19 protein-coding genes and 5 pseudogenes are annotated in these 21850 nt (G+C 68.7%); 9 read left to right on the top strand and 15 right to left on the bottom strand.

The features are described from left to right. Positions 1–185 precede the first annotated feature (185 nt). The 3 genes from ACIRQ9_RS31390 to ACIRQ9_RS31400 all read left to right on the top strand — a co-directional run bounded on the left by ACIRQ9_RS31390 (position 186) and on the right by ACIRQ9_RS31400 (position 3036). Positions 186–977, top strand: coding sequence for a class I SAM-dependent methyltransferase (locus ACIRQ9_RS31390; RefSeq protein WP_404181016.1), 792 nt, complete (start codon positions 186–188; stop codon positions 975–977). A 496-nt stretch (positions 978–1473) separates the two neighbouring features. Beyond that, a complete protein-coding gene (locus ACIRQ9_RS31395) occupies positions 1474–2715 on the top strand; it encodes a tyrosine-type recombinase/integrase (RefSeq protein ID WP_404181336.1) in 1242 nt (413 codons plus the stop codon). A 129-nt stretch (positions 2716–2844) separates the two neighbouring features. Further along, positions 2845–3036, top strand: a complete 192-nt coding sequence (locus ACIRQ9_RS31400; protein WP_404181019.1) for a hypothetical protein — start codon at positions 2845–2847, stop codon at positions 3034–3036. 347 nt (positions 3037–3383) lie between these two features. On the opposite strand, the gene ACIRQ9_RS31405 is transcribed toward ACIRQ9_RS31400, so the two are convergent. From ACIRQ9_RS31405 to ACIRQ9_RS31425, 5 genes and pseudogenes are all read right to left on the bottom strand, one after another. Continuing rightward, a complete protein-coding gene (locus ACIRQ9_RS31405) occupies positions 3384–5480 on the bottom strand; it encodes a tyrosine-type recombinase/integrase (RefSeq protein ID WP_404181022.1) in 2097 nt (698 codons plus the stop codon). Between the two features lie 160 nt (positions 5481–5640). Next, on the bottom strand, positions 5641–6993 hold the full coding sequence (locus ACIRQ9_RS31410; RefSeq protein ID WP_404181025.1) for a tyrosine-type recombinase/integrase: 1353 nt from the start codon (positions 6991–6993) through the stop codon (positions 5641–5643). A gap of 481 nt (positions 6994–7474) precedes the next feature. Further along, a pseudogene (locus ACIRQ9_RS31415) lies at positions 7475–8133 on the bottom strand (IS982 family transposase); the annotation flags it as partial. A 103-nt stretch (positions 8134–8236) separates the two neighbouring features. Then, a complete protein-coding gene (locus ACIRQ9_RS31420; protein WP_404181028.1) occupies positions 8237–8785 on the bottom strand; it encodes a GNAT family N-acetyltransferase in 549 nt (182 codons plus the stop codon). Between the two features lie 28 nt (positions 8786–8813). Continuing rightward, positions 8814–9338 (bottom strand): annotated as a pseudogene (locus ACIRQ9_RS31425) (IS630 family transposase); the annotation flags it as partial. Between the two features lie 99 nt (positions 9339–9437). Here ACIRQ9_RS31425 and ACIRQ9_RS31430 point away from each other — a divergent pair. Then, positions 9438–11129 (top strand): DUF4157 domain-containing protein, encoded by a 1692-nt coding sequence (locus tag ACIRQ9_RS31430; protein WP_404181031.1) that lies wholly within the window; start codon positions 9438–9440, stop codon positions 11127–11129. Between the two features lie 239 nt (positions 11130–11368). On the opposite strand, the pseudogene secF reads toward ACIRQ9_RS31430, so the two are convergent. Next, positions 11369–11913, bottom strand: a pseudogene (secF, locus tag ACIRQ9_RS31435) (protein translocase subunit SecF); the annotation flags it as partial. A 142-nt stretch (positions 11914–12055) separates the two neighbouring features. Between secF and ACIRQ9_RS31440 the strand changes: the two are divergent. Further along, positions 12056–12268 (top strand): hypothetical protein, encoded by a 213-nt coding sequence (locus tag ACIRQ9_RS31440; RefSeq protein WP_404181034.1) that lies wholly within the window; start codon positions 12056–12058, stop codon positions 12266–12268. Between the two features lie 203 nt (positions 12269–12471). Here the strand turns inward: ACIRQ9_RS31440 and ACIRQ9_RS31445 are convergent, their stop codons facing one another. Beyond that, positions 12472–13389 (bottom strand): endo-beta-N-acetylglucosaminidase H, encoded by a 918-nt coding sequence (locus ACIRQ9_RS31445; RefSeq protein WP_404181037.1) that lies wholly within the window; start codon positions 13387–13389, stop codon positions 12472–12474. 251 nt (positions 13390–13640) lie between these two features. Between ACIRQ9_RS31445 and ACIRQ9_RS31450 the strand changes: the two genes are divergently transcribed. Then, a complete protein-coding gene (locus ACIRQ9_RS31450) occupies positions 13641–14117 on the top strand; it encodes an NUDIX hydrolase (protein ID WP_404181040.1) in 477 nt (158 codons plus the stop codon). 128 nt (positions 14118–14245) lie between these two features. On the opposite strand, the pseudogene ACIRQ9_RS31455 reads toward ACIRQ9_RS31450, so the two are convergent. Next, positions 14246–14644 (bottom strand): annotated as a pseudogene (locus tag ACIRQ9_RS31455) (DUF6924 domain-containing protein); the annotation flags it as partial. A gap of 40 nt (positions 14645–14684) precedes the next feature. Then, on the bottom strand, positions 14685–14999 hold the full coding sequence (locus ACIRQ9_RS31460; protein ID WP_404181043.1) for a DUF6980 family protein: 315 nt from the start codon (positions 14997–14999) through the stop codon (positions 14685–14687). 101 nt (positions 15000–15100) lie between these two features. On the opposite strand from ACIRQ9_RS31460, the gene ACIRQ9_RS31465 reads away from it, so the two are divergent. Then, a complete protein-coding gene (locus tag ACIRQ9_RS31465) occupies positions 15101–15487 on the top strand; it encodes a hypothetical protein (RefSeq protein WP_404181045.1) in 387 nt (128 codons plus the stop codon). 264 nt (positions 15488–15751) lie between these two features. Further along, entirely contained in the window at positions 15752–16291 is a 540-nt protein-coding gene (locus ACIRQ9_RS31470; RefSeq protein WP_404181048.1) for an AAA family ATPase, read from the top strand. On the opposite strand, the pseudogene ACIRQ9_RS31475 reads toward ACIRQ9_RS31470, so the two are convergent. Both ACIRQ9_RS31475 and ACIRQ9_RS31480 read right to left on the bottom strand, forming a co-directional pair. After that, positions 16269–16743, bottom strand: a pseudogene (locus tag ACIRQ9_RS31475) (IS5 family transposase); the annotation flags it as partial. The gene ACIRQ9_RS31470 and the pseudogene ACIRQ9_RS31475 sit on opposite strands and share 23 nt — an antisense overlap. 5 nt (positions 16744–16748) lie before the next feature. Beyond that, positions 16749–17363, bottom strand: a complete 615-nt coding sequence (locus ACIRQ9_RS31480; protein ID WP_404181051.1) for a TetR/AcrR family transcriptional regulator — start codon at positions 17361–17363, stop codon at positions 16749–16751. A gap of 153 nt (positions 17364–17516) precedes the next feature. Between ACIRQ9_RS31480 and ACIRQ9_RS31485 the strand changes: the two genes are divergently transcribed. Further along, on the top strand, positions 17517–18713 hold the full coding sequence (locus tag ACIRQ9_RS31485; RefSeq protein ID WP_404181054.1) for an FAD-dependent monooxygenase: 1197 nt from the start codon (positions 17517–17519) through the stop codon (positions 18711–18713). A 321-nt stretch (positions 18714–19034) separates the two neighbouring features. On the opposite strand, the gene ACIRQ9_RS31490 is transcribed toward ACIRQ9_RS31485, so the two are convergent. From ACIRQ9_RS31490 to ACIRQ9_RS31505, 4 genes are all read right to left on the bottom strand, one after another. Continuing rightward, positions 19035–19682: a class I SAM-dependent methyltransferase gene (locus ACIRQ9_RS31490; RefSeq protein ID WP_404181057.1), complete on the bottom strand. Its 648-nt coding sequence runs from the start codon at positions 19680–19682 to the stop codon at positions 19035–19037. Between the two features lie 117 nt (positions 19683–19799). Then, positions 19800–20543, bottom strand: coding sequence for a DUF2071 domain-containing protein (locus tag ACIRQ9_RS31495; RefSeq protein ID WP_404181060.1), 744 nt, complete (start codon positions 20541–20543; stop codon positions 19800–19802). Then, complete coding sequence (locus ACIRQ9_RS31500; protein WP_404181063.1) at positions 20540–20875, bottom strand: metalloregulator ArsR/SmtB family transcription factor; 336 nt, start codon at positions 20873–20875, stop codon at positions 20540–20542. Before ACIRQ9_RS31500 ends, ACIRQ9_RS31495 begins: the two co-directional genes overlap by 4 nt. 354 nt (positions 20876–21229) lie before the next feature. Next, positions 21230–21799: a GNAT family N-acetyltransferase gene (locus tag ACIRQ9_RS31505; RefSeq protein ID WP_404181066.1), complete on the bottom strand. Its 570-nt coding sequence runs from the start codon at positions 21797–21799 to the stop codon at positions 21230–21232. Between the last annotated feature and the right edge of the window lie 51 nt (positions 21800–21850).

A 21850-nucleotide genomic window follows, 5' to 3' on the forward strand; every position in this document is an offset into this window, starting at 1 on the left:
ATTCGGGACCCTGGAAGAGCGACATCTATGGAAGAACGCGAGCACCTGACGGGGCGCGGCTGTCCGCAACCGCAGTTACGGGACAGCCCTTAGCCGGGACGAAAGTGCTGCTGACGCGCCGACGGAACGGGCCGCATCAGCAGCCGTGATCCAACTCTCCCCAGGGCACCGACTATTGTCGCCGGATGGCTGAGACTGCTGAGAAATTCAACACCGCCATGTCCACGTGGCAGGAATGGCAGGACGCGCCCTGGGGCCGTCTGCGCTACGCGATCGCCGAGGCGAACCTCGCCCGCCATCTCGACGATCTACTCGGTGGTCCCCTGCGGGTCCTCGATGTCGCCGGCGGCAATGGCGGAGACGCCATCCGTCTGGCCGCTCACGGGCACCACGTCACGATCGTTGACTACGCCGATGCCATGCTTGCCGCGGCTGCCGAACAGGCAGAGGCGCAGGGGCTGGCGGGCATGATCACCTGTGTTCAGGCCGGAGTGAACGCCCTGCCCGCCGAGCTCGTCTCCGGAGAGTTCGACGTAGTCCTCTGCTACAACCTTATTCAGTACATGGACGACGTCCGCCAGACGCTCGCTGCCACCCTGGCCCCGCTGCGTTCCGGCGGGCTGCTCTCCGTGATGTCGAGCAACCGGCACGCGGCACCCCTGACTGCCGCAGTCCGTGAGATGGACCTTGCCGCTGCGCTGGCCGCGCTGAACACCGACCAGGGACACACGCAGATGTTCGACTCGCAGCTGACGCTCAGTACGGCGGAGGAGATCATCCCGATGCTGGAGGACCTGGGCTGCCAGAATGTGCACCATTATGGCGTCCGCTGCGTCGGTGACTACATCGTCGATGACGCACGCAAGCACGACCCGGCGTTCTATGCAGATCTTGAGCGTCTAGAACTCGCCATGGCTGCCAGGCATCCATACAAGCACACCGCCCGCTTCTTTCATCTGATCACTCATAAGAGCTAAGCGACTTCAGTGAAGTCCTCTGCTGATTGTCGGATGCCAGCCTGTTGACGGGTCAGTGCCCGGCCGGGACCGACCTAGGGACCTGCCGGGCCAGCTGTCCAAAGCGCACATCGCTCAAACGGGCTGATCCTTCTGTTGTCACCCCGGTACGGAAGATGCTGAGGTCGTACCGATGCGGCCCGCGATCTGTGGGAAGGCCGGCAACCCGAGATGGATCGTCGTGCTGCGGCGAGCGGCCTCGGCGTCGATCTGGGCGAGCTTGTCGCGGGCGCCGGCCAGGCTGACCTGGAGGCCCTCGATCTCGCCGAGCCAGCCTTCGCGTTCGGCCTCGGAGATCCGGGCCTGCAGGTTGTCGCTGATCTCCGCCAGCCGTGGCCGCTGGGCGGGGTCCGGCCGAAGGAGCGCGCACCGGACGCCCCGTTGACTGAACGAACCAGGTTGATTGTGCAGTTCAGGGCACAGGTGGGGTTGTGGCCCAGTACGGTCTGCGGTCGTGATGAACGATCGTGTGCCCGAGCGGGATCTGTCGCGGTTGGCCGTTCCCCGGTGTGGTCGGCTGGTGGATACCAGCGACCGGTACGAGCCCTACCGGCTCGTCGACGCCGACGGCGCGGCCGCGGCGCCGGTCGCGGTGTTCTTCCAGGAGCTGCTCGCAGCCGGGAAGGCGGCGGCGACCGTCCGCTCCTACGGCATGGATCTGCTGCGGTGGTGGCGGTGCCTGCACGCGGTCGAGGTGCCCTGGGATCGAGCGACGCGCGTGGACGCTCGGGATTTCAGCTGCTGGGTCCAGCTGACGGTCAAGCCGCGCGCGACCGCGGCCAAGCGGCGGCCGACCCGCACCGTCGGCGCCCCGAACCCGGTGACTGGGAAAACCACCCTGGGGCCCGGCTATGCGCCGTCGACCGTCGCCCACAGCGAAACGGTGCTGCGTAGGTTCTACGACCTGCACCGTGATGCCGGATCCGGACCGCTGCTTAACCCGTTCCCGCTCGACCTGGCGCGTCGCTCCGGCCGCGCGCACGCACAGCACAACCCGATGGACGCCTGGACGCCGGAGCGAACGGGCCGCTACCGGCCCACGGTTCCGCGCAGGATTCCGCGCTCGATCCCGGACGAGTGGTTCAACACGCTGTTCGCGGTGCTGCGGTCGACTCGGGACCGGGCCATGATCGCGTTCTGGATCTCCAAGGGTGTCCGGGCCTCGGAGCTGATCGGTGTGCGGCAGTGCGACGTCGACCCGGGACAGCAGCTGATCAGCGTTGTGCGGAAGGGCTCCCGAGCCCGTCAGCAGGTGCCGGCCTCGGCGGACGCGTTCGTGTGGCTGCGGCTCTACCAGCAGGAGCTGCACGGGCTGGTGCCGCGGGGCCGTATGCAGCCGGTGTGGTGGACGCTGCGGCGTCCGTTTCAGCCGCTGACTTACCACGGCGCCCACCGCATGTTCGAGCGGGTAAACGCCACCTTCGGCGCGGACTGGACCCTTCACGACCTTCGTCATAGCGCCGCCGCCCGCATGGTGCGCGACCCGGCGCTGACGCTGGCCGACGTGCAGTGGGTCCTAGGGCACGCGCATCTGACCACGACCGAGATCTACCTCGCGCCCCGCCAGGACGAGGTCGTGGCCGGGGTGCTGGCCCACCACGCCCGGCGCGCGGACCGGCACGCCGAGTCGGTGCCGCCGCCTCCGGCACCCGGCTACGACCCGGAAGCCTTGGACGTGCTGTTCGGGCGGTCTTCATGACCATCACCACGAAGCACGCGACGCGCCGACAACTGCAGACCGCAAACGCAACGGTCAAGCCCTTGTGTTCATGAACACGCTTGTGTTCGTTGCTCGCTCCTCCGGCCGGACCCGGCCCAGCGCGGCCGGTTGGAGGAGATCCGCGACAACCTCGTCGCCCGCATCGCCGAGGCCGAGCGCGAGGGCTGGCTCGGCGAGGTCGAAGGACTCAAGGTCAGCCTCGCCGGCGCCGAGGATAAGCTCGCCCAGATCGACAGGCAGTCCCAGAAGGCCACCATCAGCCTCGGCATGCCTACGACCAGGAGTGGGGACCTTGAGTAGCGATGCACATCGAGACGAACCGGCCCGCGATATGAGCACGTGGACGCTCGACCAGCTGCAGACGTTCATCCATGACGCCCACGGCCAGCAACTCGAGACGGCACGCGTCGCCGCGCAGGGACATGCCTACAACTCCAGCCATCCCCTGGAAGCCCGTCGCCAGTGGGCGAAGCTGTCGCTGCTCGCGAACCGGCGCATGCTCGACAACGCCGAGGGGCGCTCTGCGCGGGTGGCCCAGCAGGACTTCATGCTCCGGACGTGGGTGATCGACCGACTGAGCCCCGACGACACGGACCCCGACTGGAGTCCCGAGGCGCTGGCGTCCGACACGCTCGACACACTGACCTTCACGCCCACACAGGCCGCCGGTCTCGCCGAGGGCTGGCGCGACCTTCCCATCGAGCGGATCCGCGAGCTGAGGCGGCACAAGAACCTGACAGCCCATCTGGAAAGCCTGGTCGGCCACCTGACTCCCGGCCCGGTCCGTGAGCGACTTGTCGCCTGGGCCGCGACCCGACCGCTCCTGCCTTGACCAGCCCCCAGCAATCAGGTCGCCTGAACTGACTGGCTTCCAAGCGAAGTTCAGAGAAGCACGCGTGCTCGTGGATGCAGGAGGTGCCGAAGGCGCGTGCGCAGATGCCGACGGACAGTTTGCGGCGTTCGAAGTGGCCCAGGAAGGCGTCCCACTCCGCGCTGGTGGGAGTGCGGTACTCCTCGGCGGGGCGCTGGCCCCGGCGGCGGGCGAGGAAGGCGCGGTGCGCCTCGATGGCCTGGGTGGGGTAGGCGGCTTTGTAGCCCATGGTGGTGGTGATGGTCTTGTGGCCGCAGATCACCTGGGCGATGTGCGGGGGCAGGCCGGAGAGAATGGCGTCGGTGACGAAGATCCTTCGGAAGTCGTGCGGCTGGTAGTTCAGCGGATCGCCTGCCGCGTCGGTGAGCCCGGAAGCGGCAAGCGTCTCACCGAGGGCCTTGCGGATGGTCTGGGCGGAGACGGGCCGGTTCTGTCCGGCGCTGCACCACTGGAAGAGCAGGGGCAGGGGCGGGTTCCACCGACGTTCGCCCTGGTCGTAGGCGGCGACGAGCGGGACTGTGCCGTCGGCGTCGCGCACGCGGGTGACCATGGCGGACAGGACATCGGCGAGTTCCGGGCTGACCAGCAGCAGGCGCTCTTCATCGGTCTTGGAGGGAGCGATCTGCAGCAACGGCACCACTTCGCCGGTGGTGGGCAAGGTGTAATGGACGATGCTGTGGTGGCTGATCTCCAGCATCTCCTCGATGCGGGCGCCGGTGTGCCGGAAGAATTCGATCGCCGCCCACACCCAGAACGCCCGGTTCTCGTCCGCCACCAGGTAACGGCGCCGCCCGCTCCCGTCGGTGGCCAGGGTCGGTTCCAGTCCGGAATTGCTGGCCCGGGGTTTGGTGAAGGCCTCTCCCTTGACCGTGAACCGGGCTCCCAGCGGGGCGTCCCGGAACGCCACCAGGCGTTCCCGCGCCTGACGCAGAAGGAGCTCGGCGGTGCGCAGCACGACGGGCAGGGTGGGCATGCGCTCGCGGGTGCGCTGGTCGGCGCGGGCCTTCACTCGCCTGTTGTGCTTGCGGGGAGTGATGTCGGAGTCCCTGACCGGGCAGGGGGCCACCCACGGACCCCAGCGGGCGGGCTCGGCCGCAGCCCAGGTGGCGAGGTCGAGGTAGAAGGCGCGTACGGCTGTGAGCAGGGTGCCGGGGTTGAGGCGGGGCGCGGTGCTTTCCACGATCTGGCCGTCCGCGGCCCGGCGGCGGACGGTCTTGGTGCGGATGCGCTCCTTCCAGGCCGCGGCCGTCTCCGGGCTCAGGCGCAGGGAGTCGATACCCGGGTGATGGTGCTCCAGGTCGGCCCAGAACCGAGCCACCAGCGTCCGGGAGAGATCCTCGAAGGTGTTGTAATCCAGTGCGGGACGTCGCTCGTTGAGATATTCGACGAACAGATCGCGTACCGGCCGGCACTGAACGTGGTAGCGGTCCACCAGTTCCTCGGCGCTGGACTGGCCCGCATACGTCGACACCGACCGAAGCGTCGCGGGCGCGTCCGGGGGGACGTTTCCCAGGTCCTTCAGGAGCGTGTAGAACAGCGTCCGCGAGGTCGGGGCCTTGCGCAGGACGCTGACCTCGATGTGGCGCAACTGCAGGCAGTCGCCGGTCGTGATGTCCCGCATGCCACCACCTTTGCCGATCACCATCAACGCGATCTGGTAGGCGGCCCTGCGCCACACCGGAGTGCCCCAGAGAGTCCCGGCCGCCGTCTTGAGCGCGGCGAAGCCGTCCGGATCGCGCCGCTGGGCCACGATGTCAGTCACGAACGGCGACCAGCGGGTGGCCAGCCACTCCAGCCGGGGCCGATAGACGTCCGCGACCGCCAGGAACACGCTGCCGCACTGGATCTCGTTGCGCCCCGTGCGCCTGCTCACCCCGCACTGGGCGGTGATCTCGTCCGCTGGACCGAGTCACTGAACGTCACCTGCACCAGCCGCTCGCAGGTCGCATCGAACGTCTCGGCACTGTGCTCCCAGGACACGGGCACATCCCTCGGAGGAAAGGCCGCCGTCAAAACCCGGTGGCTGCCGCCCATCAAAGACACCGTGCCGGGACGCGCCGGAGCCAGACTGCTGATGGTGGGCGGGCGCGGCGTGCCCACATCGGCCGCCGGAACAGCACGTCGAGACTGGCCGGGTTGTACCCGGAGGCCGGAGGCACCGGCGGCGCCAGACGGCGCTCGGCCTGCCGAGCATGGTGCGCCCGCACCTCGTGCAGGATCTCCTCCAGCCCGGCCGCGAGATAAATCTGTGTCGTGGACAGATGCGCATGGCCGAGAACCCACTGCACATGAGTGAGCGGGAGCTGCGGGTCACGCGCCATCCGGTATGCCGCCGTGTGCCGCACGTCGTGCAGTGACCAGTTCGACCCCAGCAACTCGTTGACCCGCAGCAGCATCGCTCTCGCCGCGTGGTACGTCAACGGACGCCACTGTCGGCGCAGTGTCCACCACAGCGGCAGCCGCGGCCCCCGAGGAACACCGCGCTCCCACGCCTCCTGCTGGTACAGCCGCAGCCACACGAACGCATCCGGCGCCGCCGGGAGCTCCTGGTACTCCCGCGAGCCCTTACGGATCACGCCGATCAGCTGCTGCCCCGGATCGGCATCTTCCTGGCGACATGTCAGCAGTTCGTCGGCCCGGGCCCCGGTCGACACCCACGCCGCCAGCAGCGCCCTGTCCCGGTTGTATCTCAACGCCGCGAACAACGCGTCGAACAGGGCATCAGGGATGCGGCGCGGGATCCTGCTCGGCACCCGCGGCCGATAGCGACCCTGCCGCTCGTGCGAGAACGCCTCCATCGGATTGTGATGGGCATGAGCCCTGCCGCCCCGCCTGGAACGGTCCAGGGGAAACGGGTTCAGCAGCGGCCCGGTTCCCTCCTCACAGTGGAAGTCGTAGAAGGTGCGCAACACCGTCTCGCAGTGCGCACGGGTCGACGCCGCGTACTTCAACCCCGGGGCAGGCTTGCCAGTCACCGGGTTCGGCGAACCGGGCGCCGGACTCACTCGCGGCTGAGGGAGTGCAACCGTCTCACCCGCGGCTTCCTTCGCACGGTGACGCCAGTGCATCCGGACCGGCTTGTCCGCCTCCTGCATCCACCCCACGAAGTCCCGCGCCTCAACCCGTGTCGCCCGCTCCCACACCACGTCGAACGCCCACAGGAACCGGAACCAGCGCAGCAGATCGTTGCCGTACGAGCGGAGTGTCGCCTCCGGCTTGCCCGCCGCCTGGAGCTCCGAGAACCACAGGGCCACCGGCGTCACCACAACACCCGTCTGGTCCAGGATTCGGTAGGGCCCGTACCGGTCGCCTGTCTCTTCCAGCCGCCCCGAATCGGGCAACACAAATCCTGCTAGATCCCTAGGAACTACCGGCCCGTTGAGCATGCCGGGAAGCTAGCAAAAGCAGGCCTGACCTGGGGAAATTTTCCCCGTAGTTCAGTCAACAGGGGGCCGATGCCGTGCAGGCCCTCCACCCGCAGCAGGGCGGCCCGGCCGGCGGCGCCCGAAGCGCATCCGGCCGACCCGAACCCTCCGTTGTCCGAAGCGGCCGTCGCGGGCCTGGCACGGCGGCACCGCGCCCACGCCGACGAGCCCCCGTCGCCGTCCTGATCGACGCCGCCATCGCCCACACCAAGGCGGACCTCGCACTGCTGGACAGCGCCGCCCAGCACCTGGGCCCAGTCGCCACGGCACGGAGCGCGCGGGCACGGGAGCGGTCTGCCGCACAGATGCGGGGCGACACGGGCGAGGTCCGGGGGAGGGCGGGACGAGGGGGACCGTACCGAGTCCCCCTAAAGCGTGCCACTTTGGTCGGTCGGTCAGTCGATCGGAGCTGTCCGTCCGCCTAGATGATCAATTCCAGGGGTCAGTGATCGTATGGGGTGAGCGAGCGGAAGGTGGCCTGCCCGGTGCGGTTGTTGTGCCGGATTGCGGCGGTCAGGGCGAGGACGCGTTTTATGACGCGGGCGATGCACCGGCGGGTGTGCGTCCCTGGTGCCGTTCGAGGCTGAACTGTCCCTTGAAGGTCTCGTTGACCGATTCGATGACCTGCCGGAGCGGCTTGAACAGGGATCCGCCGGGCCGCTGCCGCTCGCCTTTTCGCGTCGGCCGCAGCAGCCGGATCCCCTGCTGGGCGAGTTCCCGGCCGAAGTAGCTCTTGTCACCGATCGGTGTCTGTCCGGGCGGGGCCGCGATAAGGTGCGGCTCGGCCGCGAGCAGGTCCAGCAGGGTCTCGCGCTCGTCGGCTTTGGCTGCGGTCAGCGAGAGGCCGACGGGCAGTCCCTGGAGGGTGCACACCAGGTACAGGCGCAGGCCCCAGAAGAACCGGTTGTGGCTGGCGCAGTAGCCGTACTGGGCCCATCCAGCCTGTTCGGAGCGTTTCACCGTCTCCCGGGAACGGCAGCATTCCACGGGGGTGGAGTCCGCGATCCACACGTCGTCGTTCCAGATCGAGGTGCTCTCGGCCAGGATCCGGGTGACCCGGCGGAGCAGTCCGGTGACCTTGCGCAGGCGCTTGCTGTAGCCGGGTCTGCATCATTGCGAGGGTGTCCAGGTCGTTCGTCACACAATAATCTTGGGCGCCCTCGCCCACACGTCCGCAGGCAGTCCCCAGAGATCATCTGCGCCGTCACGCGGGGTTCGCCCATTCCTCGCGGAGCATCCCGAAGAGCACGCTGTCGTAGCGCTTCCCGTCCAACAGCACGGCCGACCGGCGGCGACCCTCCTCACGGAAACCCAGCCTGGTGAAGGCGCGCACGGCACGCTCGTTGCCGCTCCAGGTGTCCAGCTCCAGCCGGCTGAGGCAATACGCGCCGAACAGGTGGTCCACGAGCAGCCGCAGCGCGTCAGCGCCATGGCCGCGACCCCAGAACTCCCGCTCGCCGATGGTCACTCCCAGCGTGGCCATACCGGCGTACGGGTCCAGATCCCGGTAATCGGCCATGCCGATCACGCTTCCGTCCGCCAGGTCCTCGACCGTGAACACGGCCGACTCCCTCGGGTTCAGGCGCAGCATGGTCTCGAAGCCGAGATCGATCGCCTCCGCCGTGACTGGGCCGAAAGACGGGTCGCCGGCCGTAGCCCAGCGCACCACCTCCGGGTCGTTGCGCCACCGAAGATGATGCTCAGCATCCTCGGAGTGCAGCGCACGCAGCCTTACCAGCTTTCCTTCGAACATCGCGCCACTGTAATCGACCGCAGCACCGCTCTTCTGAGTCGGGAATTCTGTTCAGATAGCCGGCGAGGCGTTCGAGGATCTCGTCCGCGGTGTTCGTCCATATGTAGGGCTTGGGGTCGGTGGTCCAGGCGGCGATCCAGGTGCGGATGTCCTTCTCCAGGGCATGGACGGTTTTGTGGACGCCTCGTCGGGTCTGCTTGTCGGTCAGCTCGGCGAACCAGCGTTCCACCAGGTTGAGCCAGGACGATCCGGTGGGCGTGAAGTGCAGGTGGAAGCGCGAGTGGTCCAGCAGCCAGGTCTTGACGGCCGGAGTTTTGCGGGTGGCGTAGTTGTCCAGCACCGGATGGACGTCCGGGCCCGCCGGGATCTCCTGGTCGGGCTTGATCAGGAACCTCATGAACTCCTCGGCCCGGTGCAGGCGGTGCGGGTAGCCGATCACCTTGCCGGCGGCCACGTCCGGGGCGGCGAACAGCGTGGTGGTGCCGGTGCGTACGCGGTCGTGGGTGAGCCGCCGCGGGACATCCGGCATCATCGGCAGCACCGGCAGGGATGCCGAACGGGCAGACAAACCATGCCCGTTCGGCCGCTGCTCTGCGCAAGGTCTGCCCGGCAGACCCTTGTGGCGGAGCGACGTTCTGAGTAGAAAGCCCAGGTGTACTTCGATCACGGCAAAGACTCGGCAGGGGCCGAAGGCGCGAGTCGGCGTTCCGCCTCTGCGCCCGCGCCCGCGACCACCCCGCTCTCCTCCGTGGAGGCCCTGCAGGCGGCGGCGGGGAATGCCGCGGTCACCCAGGCGATCCAGCGTTCCACGGGGGTCCCGCAGGACACGGTGGGCAATGCGGAGCTGAGTCGGGCAATCCAACGGTCGCTGCACGAGCACGGCCCCGCCTGCGGGCATGACCAGCCCGTCGTCCAACGGCGCACCACCCTCTTCGACGCCCAGCGCACCCCCGGCCACCCGCTGGCGCCGCATATCCAGAAAAAGGCCGAGCAGGCCTACGGTATGCCGTTCAGCCATGTACGGGTGCACGACGACCCGGTGTCACAGCAGTCGGCGGAGCAGATGGGCGCCAGCGCCTACACCAGCGGCCCGGACATCTACATCGGCCCGAAACCCGTGAACGACGAGACGATGTACCACGAGCTCGACCACGTCCGCCAACAGTCCCTGGGACCGGTCGCGGGAACGGACGACGGAACGGGCGCGAAGGTCTCGAGCCCGCGCGACGCCTTCGAGGTCTCCTCCGCCGCGAACGGCAGGCGAGTCGCCCGTGGCGAGGCACCCGATCTCACGCTGCCCGGTTCGCACGGTCACGGCGGGACCGTGCAACGCGCCGCAGCGGAACCGGTCGTGCAGCGTATGGAAGACCCGCGCGGCCGCAGGGACAGCAGAGACTACGAAGCCGACGAATCGGGTCCCGAGCAGGGCAACGGCCGAGACTCCGACAGCTCCCCGGAGCGGCGAGAACTCCAGGAACAGATCCGGCGTCAGTTGGAGGGAGGCCCGGACCTGGACGAACTCGTCGACAGGGCAAACAGGTTCGCGGGAGATGGCTTGCCGTTCCGCCGTGTCAGGCGGGTGGTCCCGGAATCCGACTCCGATTCGCCGGAGAGAGTCGAGCAGCCCCCGGCGCGGCAGCGGCCGGCTCAGGTCCGAGAGCCGATTCCCACCCTGCCCGAGAACACCGCTCTGGCGCCCCTGCGTGAACTGTTGATGCACGACCTGCGGGACGAGAATCTCAACAAGAAGCTGAAGGTCACGTTCAACGTGAGCTCGGACCGCACCCTGGCCGGCGGTCACGCCTGGATGGAAGTAACCGGGTCCGAGGGGAAGCGTGTCACCTTCGGGTTCTTCCCGGTCGACCGGAACATCGCGGCCTTGGGCAACATGCCGGGCGGCGTGCGGTGTCCCGACCCTGTCGCGGTCGCGCATCCTCCCACCGACCACGAGTCGAAGAACGTGCCTCTGCGGGACATCATCAAGGGTTACCAGCTCGTCCATGACAGGTCCCGGGAGAACTACAACTTCACCCTGCACAACTGCACGACCTTCGCCAGCGACGTGTGGAAGACCATGACCGGCAAGGCCATCCCCGCGGACTTCTTCACCGCGGTAGGCCTGCTCAGCTTGGCCATCTCGACGCCCAAGGCCGCCGCCGAAGGGCTGGAGGGCCACCAGGAGCAGCGGACCAGTAACCGGAGGGAGCGTGTGCTCCCTCTCGCACAGGGGCCCGTACGCGGTCTGATGCCCGGCTCCGGCACCGCGGAGGAGGTTGCCGACCGGCTCGCCCGAGCACGGCAGTCCCAGAGCAGCTCGTCCGAATCCACCGAAGAGGTGGACTGACGAGCAAGGCCGGTGGGTGCCGCTTGCGGCCACTGCCGCGAGCTGGAACCTGGCCGACGTGAACCGTCGCGGTCTCCGGCCGGCGTCCTTGGACGAGCTCTCCGGCGCGAGGTGGGCTCAGGACCGGAGCCGCAGGCGGATCGCAGCGACAGTCACCGTGGCGTGAAGGCGTAAACCCCTTACGCCTGGTCACTGCCGAGGCCATCCGTCCGAGTGAGAGGACGCCCTCGGCCGGGCTCTTACGCCCGACCGTGCAGTTCCACCGCCAAAGGCGTCGCCGTGAACAGGGAAGAGCAGGTGCCGACCGCCAGGCCGATCAGGGGGCGAGGGCGAAGTCCGTCAGGGTTTCGCCGCCGAGGACGGCCAGCGCCGTGAGGATGTACGCGGCGCCCAGGCCCGTGTTGACGGTACGGGGCAGGGTCTGGAGCAGCGCCCGGTCGGCGACGCGGGCGAAGGGCGCTGGGCGCTCGCGGCGGACGAGTTCCCTGATCCGGTCGAAGAGGACGACGGAGTCGTTGACCGAGTAGCCGATGACGGTCAGGAGCGCGGCGAGGAAGACGCCGTCGATGGGTTTGCCGAGCCAGGCGAAGACTCCGACGAGGATCACGGCGTCGTGGACGAGGGCGGCCACCGCCGAGGTTCCCAGCAACCAGCGGAAGCGTCCCGCGAGACAGCGGAGCTGGGCGACGAGGGCGAAGGTCAGGGCGATGAGCGCGCCCTGGCGCAACTCCTTGCCGAGGCTCGGGCCGATGGTCTCGTCGCGGAGCAGGTCCGCCTTGCCCGTGAAGGTGTCGACGGTTTCGCACGAGGCGGAGAAGGCCAGGTATCCGGTCACCGTGCGCTTCACCGACCCTCACGAACGTTCCCGCACCGCGCGGGCCTACGTTCGACCCTCGCTGCCCGCGGCCAGCACCGTCCGTGTCTGAGTGGACACCGCCGGAGAGATCACCGCCCCGCCCCGCCCCGCGGAGCAGGTCCGCGCCCACTCCCTGGGCTGGGCCCTCGTCGCCGCCCTCACCGTCCCCCTGGTCGGCGCCACGGCATACGGTCACGCCAACCACCGGCTGGAGCGGCACAACCTCGCACCATGGGACCGGGCCTGGGCCCGTACCGCCCCGCGCTGGACCATCTCTCCCTGACCTGCCGGTCCGGCACAGCACGCCCGTGTCGACGAACCGTGCGGAATCGAAGGGGCTGTTGGCACTGCGGGTCGGCGCAGGGCTTGGGCCCGCGGCGACCGCGCCTTCGACATCGTTGTCGAAGACGCGGTCTGCCCGAGGGGTGGACCTACGGGACGGGGTGCGTCCCGAGGGGACGTCGGATGCCGGGAAGCATGGTCGACTTACGGCGTGTAGCGGGCGTCACTGCCGTACAACTCCCTGGTGAAGGCCGAGACGTCTGCGCTGCGATCGGCGCCGTCGAGGTTGTACGTCAGGTAGACGCCGTACCCCTCGCTGACGGTGCGACGGGCCAGTGTGGCGACCGTGCTCTGCGAAGTCCCGCCGATCTCGACGGCCGCGGGCGACAGCTTCGACTTGGGCAGTGCGATGCCAGGGACCTGCCAGGTGCCGTAGTACGGGTTCCAGGCGTAGTCGAACTTGGACGAGATGTTGACGCCGCCGTAGGACAGGCGCGAAGCGGCCGGGCCGATGTTGTAGAGGCTGATGATCTTGTTCGGCATGTTGGCGCGCAGTGCCGACACCAGGTACACGAACGAACTGGCGTTGGGCTGGCCGGTGCCGTTGTTGCCGTACTCGGCGTACTCGTCGTCGAAGTCGATGCCGTCGAGGCCGTATGTGGCCACGGCGTCCGACAGCTGCTTCGCGAACGCCGAGGCCGCCTGCTGGGAAGGGAAGTTGGCGAAGCCCGCGCCCTGGTGGTTGCCGAGCACCGAGAGGACGACCTTGATGCCCTTCTGCTGCAACGGCCGTATCTGCGTGGCCGCGTTGTCGAGGACGCGTTGCACGTTCTCGTTGAAGTACAAGGTCGCCGACTTCGTGCTCGTGTTGTAGTTGATGTTCGCCGCGAAGATCACGGCGACGTCGAAGACGTTGCCGCCGCCGTTCGCGAGGGTGTACTTGCCGACGTTCAGCATGCTGTTGTTGTTCACCTCGACGTAGGCCACCGAGGTGGGTCCCTGTTTCGCGGCCGCGGGGGCCGCCGCCGCGCCGGTCGTGGCGGTCGCGCCCAGGGCGAGGGCCGTCATGGCCGAGAGCGCGAGCACGGCCGTCCGTATTCTGTTCCGTACTGGACTGGACATCGTTGATCGGTCTCCGATCGTACGGCGGCGCCCGACTCTTCGCGGGCGCCGGGTAAACCCCCCGGATCATTCAGTTCCCACAGTCAATTCCAAGGAATCATGCGGGAGTTACTCGTAGTTCTAATCCTCGTCCGGAAGGCGTGCGCCTGGGGGTGACGACCGTCGTGCGCCCAACTGGGGCGTGCTTGGGGTGTTGGTCGATGCGGCCCAGGTCTGGATGGGAGTTTCGGACGTCCCGTAGCGTCAGCGTGGTGAACACGACGCACCGGCCCGCTGCCAGAGTCATCTGTCTGGATGCCGCTCATCGCCTGCTTCTTCTGCGCTGGCGTGACCCGTTCGACGGGGCGCGTCTTTGGGAGCCGCCCGGTGGCGGTATCGAGGCGGGCGAGACGCCCTTGGCCGCGGCACGAAGGGAATTGGCGGAGGAGACCGGCCTGGATCCGGCTGCGGTGCGCGACGGGTCCGTGCCGGTCGACCGCGACGTTCGGTGGAACGGGAAGCGGTACATCGGGACGGAGCACTTCTTCGTCGCGCAGTTCGCCGACGAAAGGCCGTCGCTCGTGCGGACCGGCCTGCTTCCCGATGAGCAGGCCAACCTGGACACGCATCTCTGGATCGCATGGTCGGATCTGAGCACGCTGTCGGACCCGGTTGAGCCGCCCCAGTTGCTGGCGGTGCTCGGCACCCTGGTGCCCGACGGCCCGTGGCGCGGTCTGGATCGTGCATGACGGGAGGCCACGGCACCCGCCGTGCAAGGGGGAGTTGGGTGGCTGGTCGCGAGAACCTCCGTGGCGTGCGCGGCGCCCCGCCCCGCCTGCCGGCGGAACGCCCCGGGAAGGAAGGCGCGGGCGGGGCTCTAGAAGGATCGGTAGATCCCTGAAGCATCGGTTCGGGCGGCTTCTGCGAAGTCGGCGAAGTCCAGGTTGGCGATAGACAAGTTCGCGTGTATGTCGTGGATGCCGGCGGGGACGGTGCGTACCGATCCGCCGTATGCCTCGAACTCTTCGTCGCTCTCGCACTCTTCCCTGGTCAGGACCGCCACGGCCAGCAGTGACTGGTCGCGGTCTCGCATGGTGACGGAGTCGGCGAGGAAGACGACGCTCAGATCCTCGTCCGCTGATACGGCGGCGATCACGTTGTCTGGTGCGGCACCGGCCCAGACCGAATCGTCGACGATGTGGACGTGGGGCCCGTAGCCACCGGTGCCCCACGGCGCCGACGGGGCGGCACGCACTCCTCGCCAGGCCGTCTCGTCGCTGAAGTCGGTTCAAGGAGGCGGCGGAGGTTCCAGTGCGTTACTCCTGGTGCAAAGAGGCGAGCCAGCGGTCGTCCTGGAACTCGGCAGGCACCTCGTTCGCCCACGGATCGATCCCGCGGCGCTCCAGTTCGGCAAACCATCGGTCCCGCTGCGACTCGGGGAGGCGTCGTCCGCACCAGGGGCAGAAGTCGATCGTGATGCTCGACGTGCCGCCGTCGTGGATGATCAGCCCGTACTCTTGAAACTTGGCACTGAAGTCAATTAGCGCGTCCGGGCAGGCGAAAGGGTCGTCGTGCTGGTCGCAGCGCACGTTCACGCGGCTGGTCATCACCTCGCAGCAGTGATTGGTCATAACCTCGGCTTCTCGTTGATCGGCATCCTGGCCAGAAGTAGATCACGGTCTGTGGTGATCAGCGGACGGCACGTGGAGATCTGACGGACACGCAATGGGCGGTGCTGGAATGGCTGTTGCCGAAGGGTAAGAAGCCTGGCAGGCCACCGGCATGGAGCCGACGGCAGCTGATCAACGGCATACGCTTCCAGGTCCGCACCGGGACCCCGTGGGGACATGCCCGCAGAGTACGGTCCCTGGGGCCGGGTGTAGGACCTATTTCGTCGCTGGCAGCGGGACGGCACCTGGTATCGGATCTTCACTGTCCTGCAGGCACAGGCAGACACGGAGGACCTGATCACCTGGGATCTCAACATCGGCTCCACCGTCTGCCGGGCCCACCAGCACGCCGCCGATGCGCGGGAAGGGGGACCTGCAGAAGGAGCCGCCTGGTGGGGTCGCCACGGAGCCGGACGACCACGGGCTTGGACGTTCACGCGGCGGCCTGACCACCAAGCTGCACCTGGCGGTCGAACAGGGGCAGAAGCCCATGTCGATCGTGATCATGGCTGGGCAGCGGGGCGATTCCCCGCAGTTTGAGGTCCTCCTGAGCCGTGTGCGGGTGCCGCCGCTCGGGCCGAGCACGCCCTGTACCCGTCCCGACCGCGTGCGCGCTGATAGGAGGTCATCTCGATTGGGATTTCACTTCCCGTCGGCGACGCTCGGCGTGAGTGCGCATCCGAGGCTCGCGCCCGTCGACATACGATGCCGGCATGCACGCAGACGGCGCGCTGGGCGCCCAGGCTCTCCTGATCAACGGCACCGTCGGTGTAGGCAAGACCACCGTTGCCGAGGCAGTGGGTGACCTGCTCGCCGACGCCGGGCTTCCTCATGCCGTACTCGACCTTGACTGGTTGAGACGGTCGTGGCCCGCTCCCTCCGGTGACCGTTTCAACTTCGAGATGCTTCTGCGGAACTTGCAGAGCATCGCCGGTAACTACCTCAAGGCAGGAGCGAGGCGCCTCGTACTCGCAGGCGTGGTCGAGCACCGAAACGAGCGGAAGCGGCTGGCCGATGCCGTAGGTGTTGGTCTCACGGTGTGCTGGCTGCGGGCCGAGCTGCCGGTCGTCCACCAACGCCTGACCCGCCGCCACGACGGCGAGCCTGAAGCATTGCGGTGGCACCTGGACCGTTCCGCTCAACTGGACGGAATCCTCAGCCGAGCCGCGGTCGACGACTTCACCATCGATACCACCTCTCGCTCCGTCCTCGACGCCGCCGTCTCCGTGATCAAGGCGGCCAACTGGCGTTAACCGCGGGAATGCTGGTCCGCTCCACCGCTGGCCAGGTCACCAGCCTGCGGTAACAGATCAAGGTGGCGGCGATGTCGGCAAAGGCGACGAAGTGTCCGGCCTTGCGCTCGTAGCGGCGGTGCAGTCGGCGACACCCGGCAAGCCAGGCCACCGTCCTCTCGACGGTCCAACGGAATCGGCCCAGCCGCTGGGCGGACTCGACGCCTCTGCGGGCGATGCGTGGTGATTTTCCGAGAGCGCAGCCACCGGCGCAGGTGGTGGTAGTCGTATCCCTTGTCGCGATGCAGCTTGGCGTGCCGCCGGCTCCACGGTCCGCGGCGGGAGCGGATCGGCGGTACGCCCTTCACCAGCGGGATGAGTGCCTGGCTGTCGTGCGGGTTCGCCCCGGAGATCCCGGCGGACAGGGGCAGACCGGTCCGTTCGGTGACCAGGTGGATCTTCGAGCCGTACTTGTGCCCTAAACGCTGCTGTCGCCGCCGATGGTCGAGGTGCGGGTTCTGCGGTGGGTGAGGACGGCGATGAGGTTGTCGACGAGGCGTTCGGCGTCGCTGTCCGAGGGGAGGGGGCTGTCGAGGAGGGCGTGGGTGTAGGCGGGCGCGAGGATGAGTTCGAGTACGTCCTGGAAGTCCAGTTCGGTGGTGCCACTGGCGGCGAGCATCGCCTGGATCTGGTGAAGGCGGGGTTCGACGAACGGACGTAGTTCCTCGAATCCGAGGCCGCCGGTGCGCATGGCGGCGGCGAGGGTTCTGGCGAGGAGCAGGTTGTGGTCGGCGCGCAGGTCCGCGAGCAACTGGCGGGTGTAGGCGAGTGCGTCGGCGCGGAGGTCGCCGGTGACGGGTAGCGGAGCGCGCCGGCTCAGCTCCTCGAAGAGCGTGTCGAGAACCAGCCCCTCGGGCGTGCGCCAGCGCCGGTAGAGGGTTGCGGGGTGCACCCCGGACCGCTCCGCCACCTCGGCCACGGTGATCGTGCCGTCGCGGGAGGCGTCGAGCAGTGACCGGACCGCCGCGTGCACCGCGTCGCGTGTCCTGGCGGATCTGCCTCCGGGCCGGACGGTCCCTGATGCCTGCGTCATGAACCCCAGCCTACCGCGACACTCTCGCGTTAGTCGCCAGAGGATCCCGCTCCCGTGACCGAATCCGCACCCCTCTAATGCGATCCATTCGCGTTAGAGGGGTGTCGCGGTCTACGCTTCAAGCGACAGATTCGCATTAAGGAAGGTGGGGTCATGCCTAGGGTGCTTGTGGTGGGTGGCGGGATCGCGGGAGACACGGTCGCCCTCATGCTGGGACGTGCCGGATGGGAGGTCACCGTCGCGGAGATCGCTCCTGCGCTGCGCGGCGGCGGTCAGGCCGTCGACCTGCGAGGTGACTGCCGTGAGGTGGTCGCCCGACTGGGTCTGCTCGACGAGGTCCTCGACCATCTCCTCGACCAGCGTGGCGCGGCCTGGGTGGACGGCGACGGACGACGGCTGGCCGCGATGCCGGTGGAGGCGTTCGACGGCAACGGCTACGTGTCGAAGGAGGAGCTGCTGCGCTCGGACCTCGCCCGCGTTCTGCACGGCGCGGCGGGCGCGCAGGTCACCCATCTGTTCGGCGAGACGGTGGAGGCCCTGGAGGACGTCGCCAACGGTGTGTCCGTACGGTTCCGCCACGCACCGCCTGCCGAGTTCGACCTGGTGATCGGCGCGGACGGCGCGCACTCGCGGGTACGGCGGCTGCGCTTCGGGCCGGAGGAGGTCTTCCGGCGTCCTCTGGGCCTGGCGCACGCCTGGTTCACCATGGACGAGACGCCCAAGACCCCGTCGGTCGATGGGTGGTTCATCACCCACAACGCACCGGGCAGCCGTGCCGTCGAGGCGCGTCCGGGCCACCCCGGCCAGCAGGAGATCGGGTTCACCTTCGCGGCGACCGCACTACCCCCGCGGCACGACCGCGAGGCCCAGTTCGCCCTGCTCGACCGGGAGTTCGCGGACATGGGCTGGCGCACCCGGGAACTGCTTGCAGCCGCCCGGCACGCACCCGACTTCGCGCTCGACACCTTCGACCAGATCCGGGTGCCGGCGTGGTCCGACGGTCGGGTGGTGCTGCTCGGAGACAGTGCCTGGTGCGCGAGCCCTCTCAGCGGTCTCGGTACGGCCCTCGCCCTGCGCGGAGCGGCGGAGATGGCCGACGCCTTGGCCGCGGCCGACGTCCTGCGCCTGCCGCACCGCCTCTCGGACGCGCTCACCGCGTACGAGTCCGCCATGCGGCCGCGAGTCGATGACGCACAGCGGCTCTTCCCCGGCCGGGTCCGGCAGGCGGCACCCCGCACCGAACTCGGCATTCACGTCGTTGCGTGGCTGATCCGCGGCATTCAGAGGCCCCCACTGGTCAGGACGTTCTCCCGTCTCGCGGCCGGGCACGGACAAGGCGGCGTGGCCTGACGTCGACCCGTGACGGGGCGGAGGAGGCCGCAGGCGTAGCGACGGGCGCGACGCCCGCCCCCCCCCGAGATCGGGGAGCCACGTGCGGGGCGCGGCATCGCCGCCGGGCCGGCTGGGAACACGGCTCGTGGCACGCGGAGGCGGTTCGCAGGAAGCCGGCAGGGGTGTGCCTGTGACTGCGCCGTGGGCAGTCGGCGGATGTCGGCAGCGGGTGGGGCCGGCGGGTGTGCGACGGGGAGTCGGTGGGTAGTCCGGTGAGCGCCGCCGAGCGGCTGCGGCAAGATGGGACGGCGGTCCGTTACCGGCGGAATGCTGTGTCCGTCACCGCTTGCGAGCCAGTAACTGCACCGCTGTGGACCGGTGGCCGTTCATCGTGGCGACTTCGATCGTGCGTTCCCTCACCAGGTCGAAGCCTGACAGCAGCGAGTGCAGGTGGGCGAGGTCGTGATGCCGGAGCACCGCACCGTCGTCCGTGGCGAAAACGCCGTACGGGGTGTGGAACTGCTGGGTGTGGGCGGCGTAGCGGTCGCGGTTTCGCCGGTCGCCCTGCAGGACGAGATCGCTGACATACAGCAGCCCGCCAGGGGGCAGGACGCGCCTCAGTTCGGCGACGACCGCCTGCTGAGCTTCGTCGTCGGGGATGCACGTCAGCACCGCGAACAGCAGGACGGCATCGAAGGCCGCTGAGGCGCAGGCCAGGTCGGGTGGGGATTCGAGGACGCTGAGACGCAGGTCGGGCCTCAGCTTGCGGCCTCGCTCGATCAGCGCCGGAGACGGGTCCACGCCGGCCACGTCGGAGAAACCGCGATCGTTCAACTCCGCCACGACGCGGCCGTATCCGCAACCGTAGTCAAGAATCCGGGCGTGAGTGCTCACCTCCTCCAGCCAGCCGTGATGCACCGGATGGGTGAATGTCTTCACTGCGCCGACACCGCCCCAGTAGGCGGTCTGACCCCCGAAGTCCTTCATGCGCGTGCAGCATACGACCGCCACCGACACAGCCTCGCCCCGTGCCTGGGGGGCACCCCCAGGAACCCCAGATCAGGCAGTGGCCGATCGTGGGATCGGCCTCGTGGAGCGTGTGTGTCAGCCGACGGGTGTGGTGCTGAGTCCGGGAGTGGTGTCGGGCAGGGACCGCCAGTGCGCGGGAACGTCGCGCATGATCAGGGCGCTGTCCAAGGTGGCGGTTCCGGGTGGGAAGCGTTCGGGGTCGTCGAAGTAGGACGACTGGGCGCTGTGGATGCGGCAGGCTTCCATGTGCCAGGTGCCGGTGTGCAGTTCGATGCCGTCGAGGCGGTCGCCGTCGGCGGGCGAGAAGCCCTTCGCCCCGCTTCGGAAGAACCGGGATGCCTCGGCGAGGTCGGCGAACAGACGGCTGCCGTGCAACTCGCCCGCCGGTTCGGCGGTGACGGCCACGCGGGTGTCGCCGTCGCGTGTCGCCAGTGCGACGTGTATCCGGCCGGGTGTCTCGTGGACGTGGAAGTCGGCGCGGCCGTGTGCGCCGGGGAACAACCGGCCACCAGCCCACGCGTTGAGGCGTGAGGCGCTGTCGCGGCGCGGGATGTAGACGCCCGTCTGGACGCCGTCGGGTCCGTCCCATTCGACGGCGATACGGTGGGCCGCGTTCTCGCTGCGCAGTCCGGACGCCGCCGGTGCCCACGCGGGCCGGAGGTGTCCCAAGCGCAGGAGGCAGATCCCGGCCACGGCGTGGCCGTGCACCAGGTGCGGGCGCAGCGGCTGGGGGAGCAGAGGGCCCACGGCGTCCGGGACGATCCGGTAGTTCACCAGGAGCCGTCGTTCGATGAGGCTGGCCAGGCGCGGCTGTCTCATGCCTCCTCGCCCCGGGTGGCGGGCCGACGCCATGCGGTGTGACGGAGCAGGATCTGTTCGGGGCACACGGCGCTGAGGAAGCGGCCGATACCGGCGGCAAGGCGGTCCTCGGCCAGTGTGTAGAGGATCCGGTTTCCTTCGCGTCGTTCGGTCACGAGCCCAGCCGTCTTGAGCACGCCGAGGTGCCGTGAGACGGAGGGTGCGCTGATCGAGAACCGGGCGGCGATCGCGCCGGCCGCGAGCTCACCGTCTCTGAGGTCCTCGAGGATCTGACGCCTGGTCGGATCTGCGAGGGCGCGGAAGACCCCTGTCTCGTCCTGAGCTTCTGCCATGACCCCTGTTTAGCATCTTCGCTAAATACCTAACAAGGGGTCGTGCGGCCTCGTGGCGTGGGAGCGACGGGAATCTGCACAGGCTCGGCTGAGCACTTCGCGTGGGCTCAGCAGGACGTCCGGTGGACACCAGCGGCGAGAACGAGGTCTTCGGTCGGCCCGAGGCGCACGGCCCGGCGGCTGACCGGTCGGACACGAGTCCGGCTTGTCGCAGGCGGACACCGCCGAGGTGTCCACTCCGAACAGGACAGCCAGGGCCGAGTGCGGAAGACCGCGTCGCAAGTGCGCCGGCGTGACCGGCACCCGATCGGCGACCACGGACGATGCTTCGGAGCGGCACCGGCCTCGCGCCGCCTACGCCTGCCGCCGCTCCCACTGCTCCTTCGTGATCTCGTACCGCACGCCCCCGTGCTCGGCCCCCTCGACCGCCATCATGTCCTCCGGGGTGTCCATGGTCTCCGTGAGCGTCATCCCGAGCTTCTCCATAACGTTGCGCGAAGGGCGGTTCACGGTCATCGTCTCGGCCCAGACCATGCGTATCCCAAGTTCGGCGAACCCCTTCGCCAGCAGCGCCTGCGAGACCTCCGTGGCGTAGCCCCGGCCCCAGGCCGCCCGGCGCAGGCGGTAGCCGAGTTCAGCCTCCTCGCGCGGGCCGCTGCGGAGCGGACGCAGGCAGAACCAGCCGACGAACGCGCCGCCGTCCTTCTCGTACGCGGCGAACAGGCCGAGGTCGTGATCCCAACGCTCGTAGCCGGCGAGGATGCTGGGGATGGCGAGGTCGCGGATCTCCTCCGCCGGAGTCGGAGCGCCTCCGCTCAGATAGCGCATCACCGCCGGGTCGCTGTCCAGCTCGATCAGCAGGTCGGCGTCGGCGGCGGCGAAGGGGCGCAGGGTCAGGCGCTCGGACTCGAGGTAGGTGGTCACCTGAGGATCATGGTCGAGGCGGTTCCGACGGTCCAGGCGTTTTCCGACCGC

It is taken from the genome of Streptomyces sp. NPDC101237, from assembly GCF_044767465.1.
Taxonomy (GTDB): domain Bacteria; phylum Actinomycetota; class Actinomycetes; order Streptomycetales; family Streptomycetaceae; genus Streptomyces; species Streptomyces gramineus.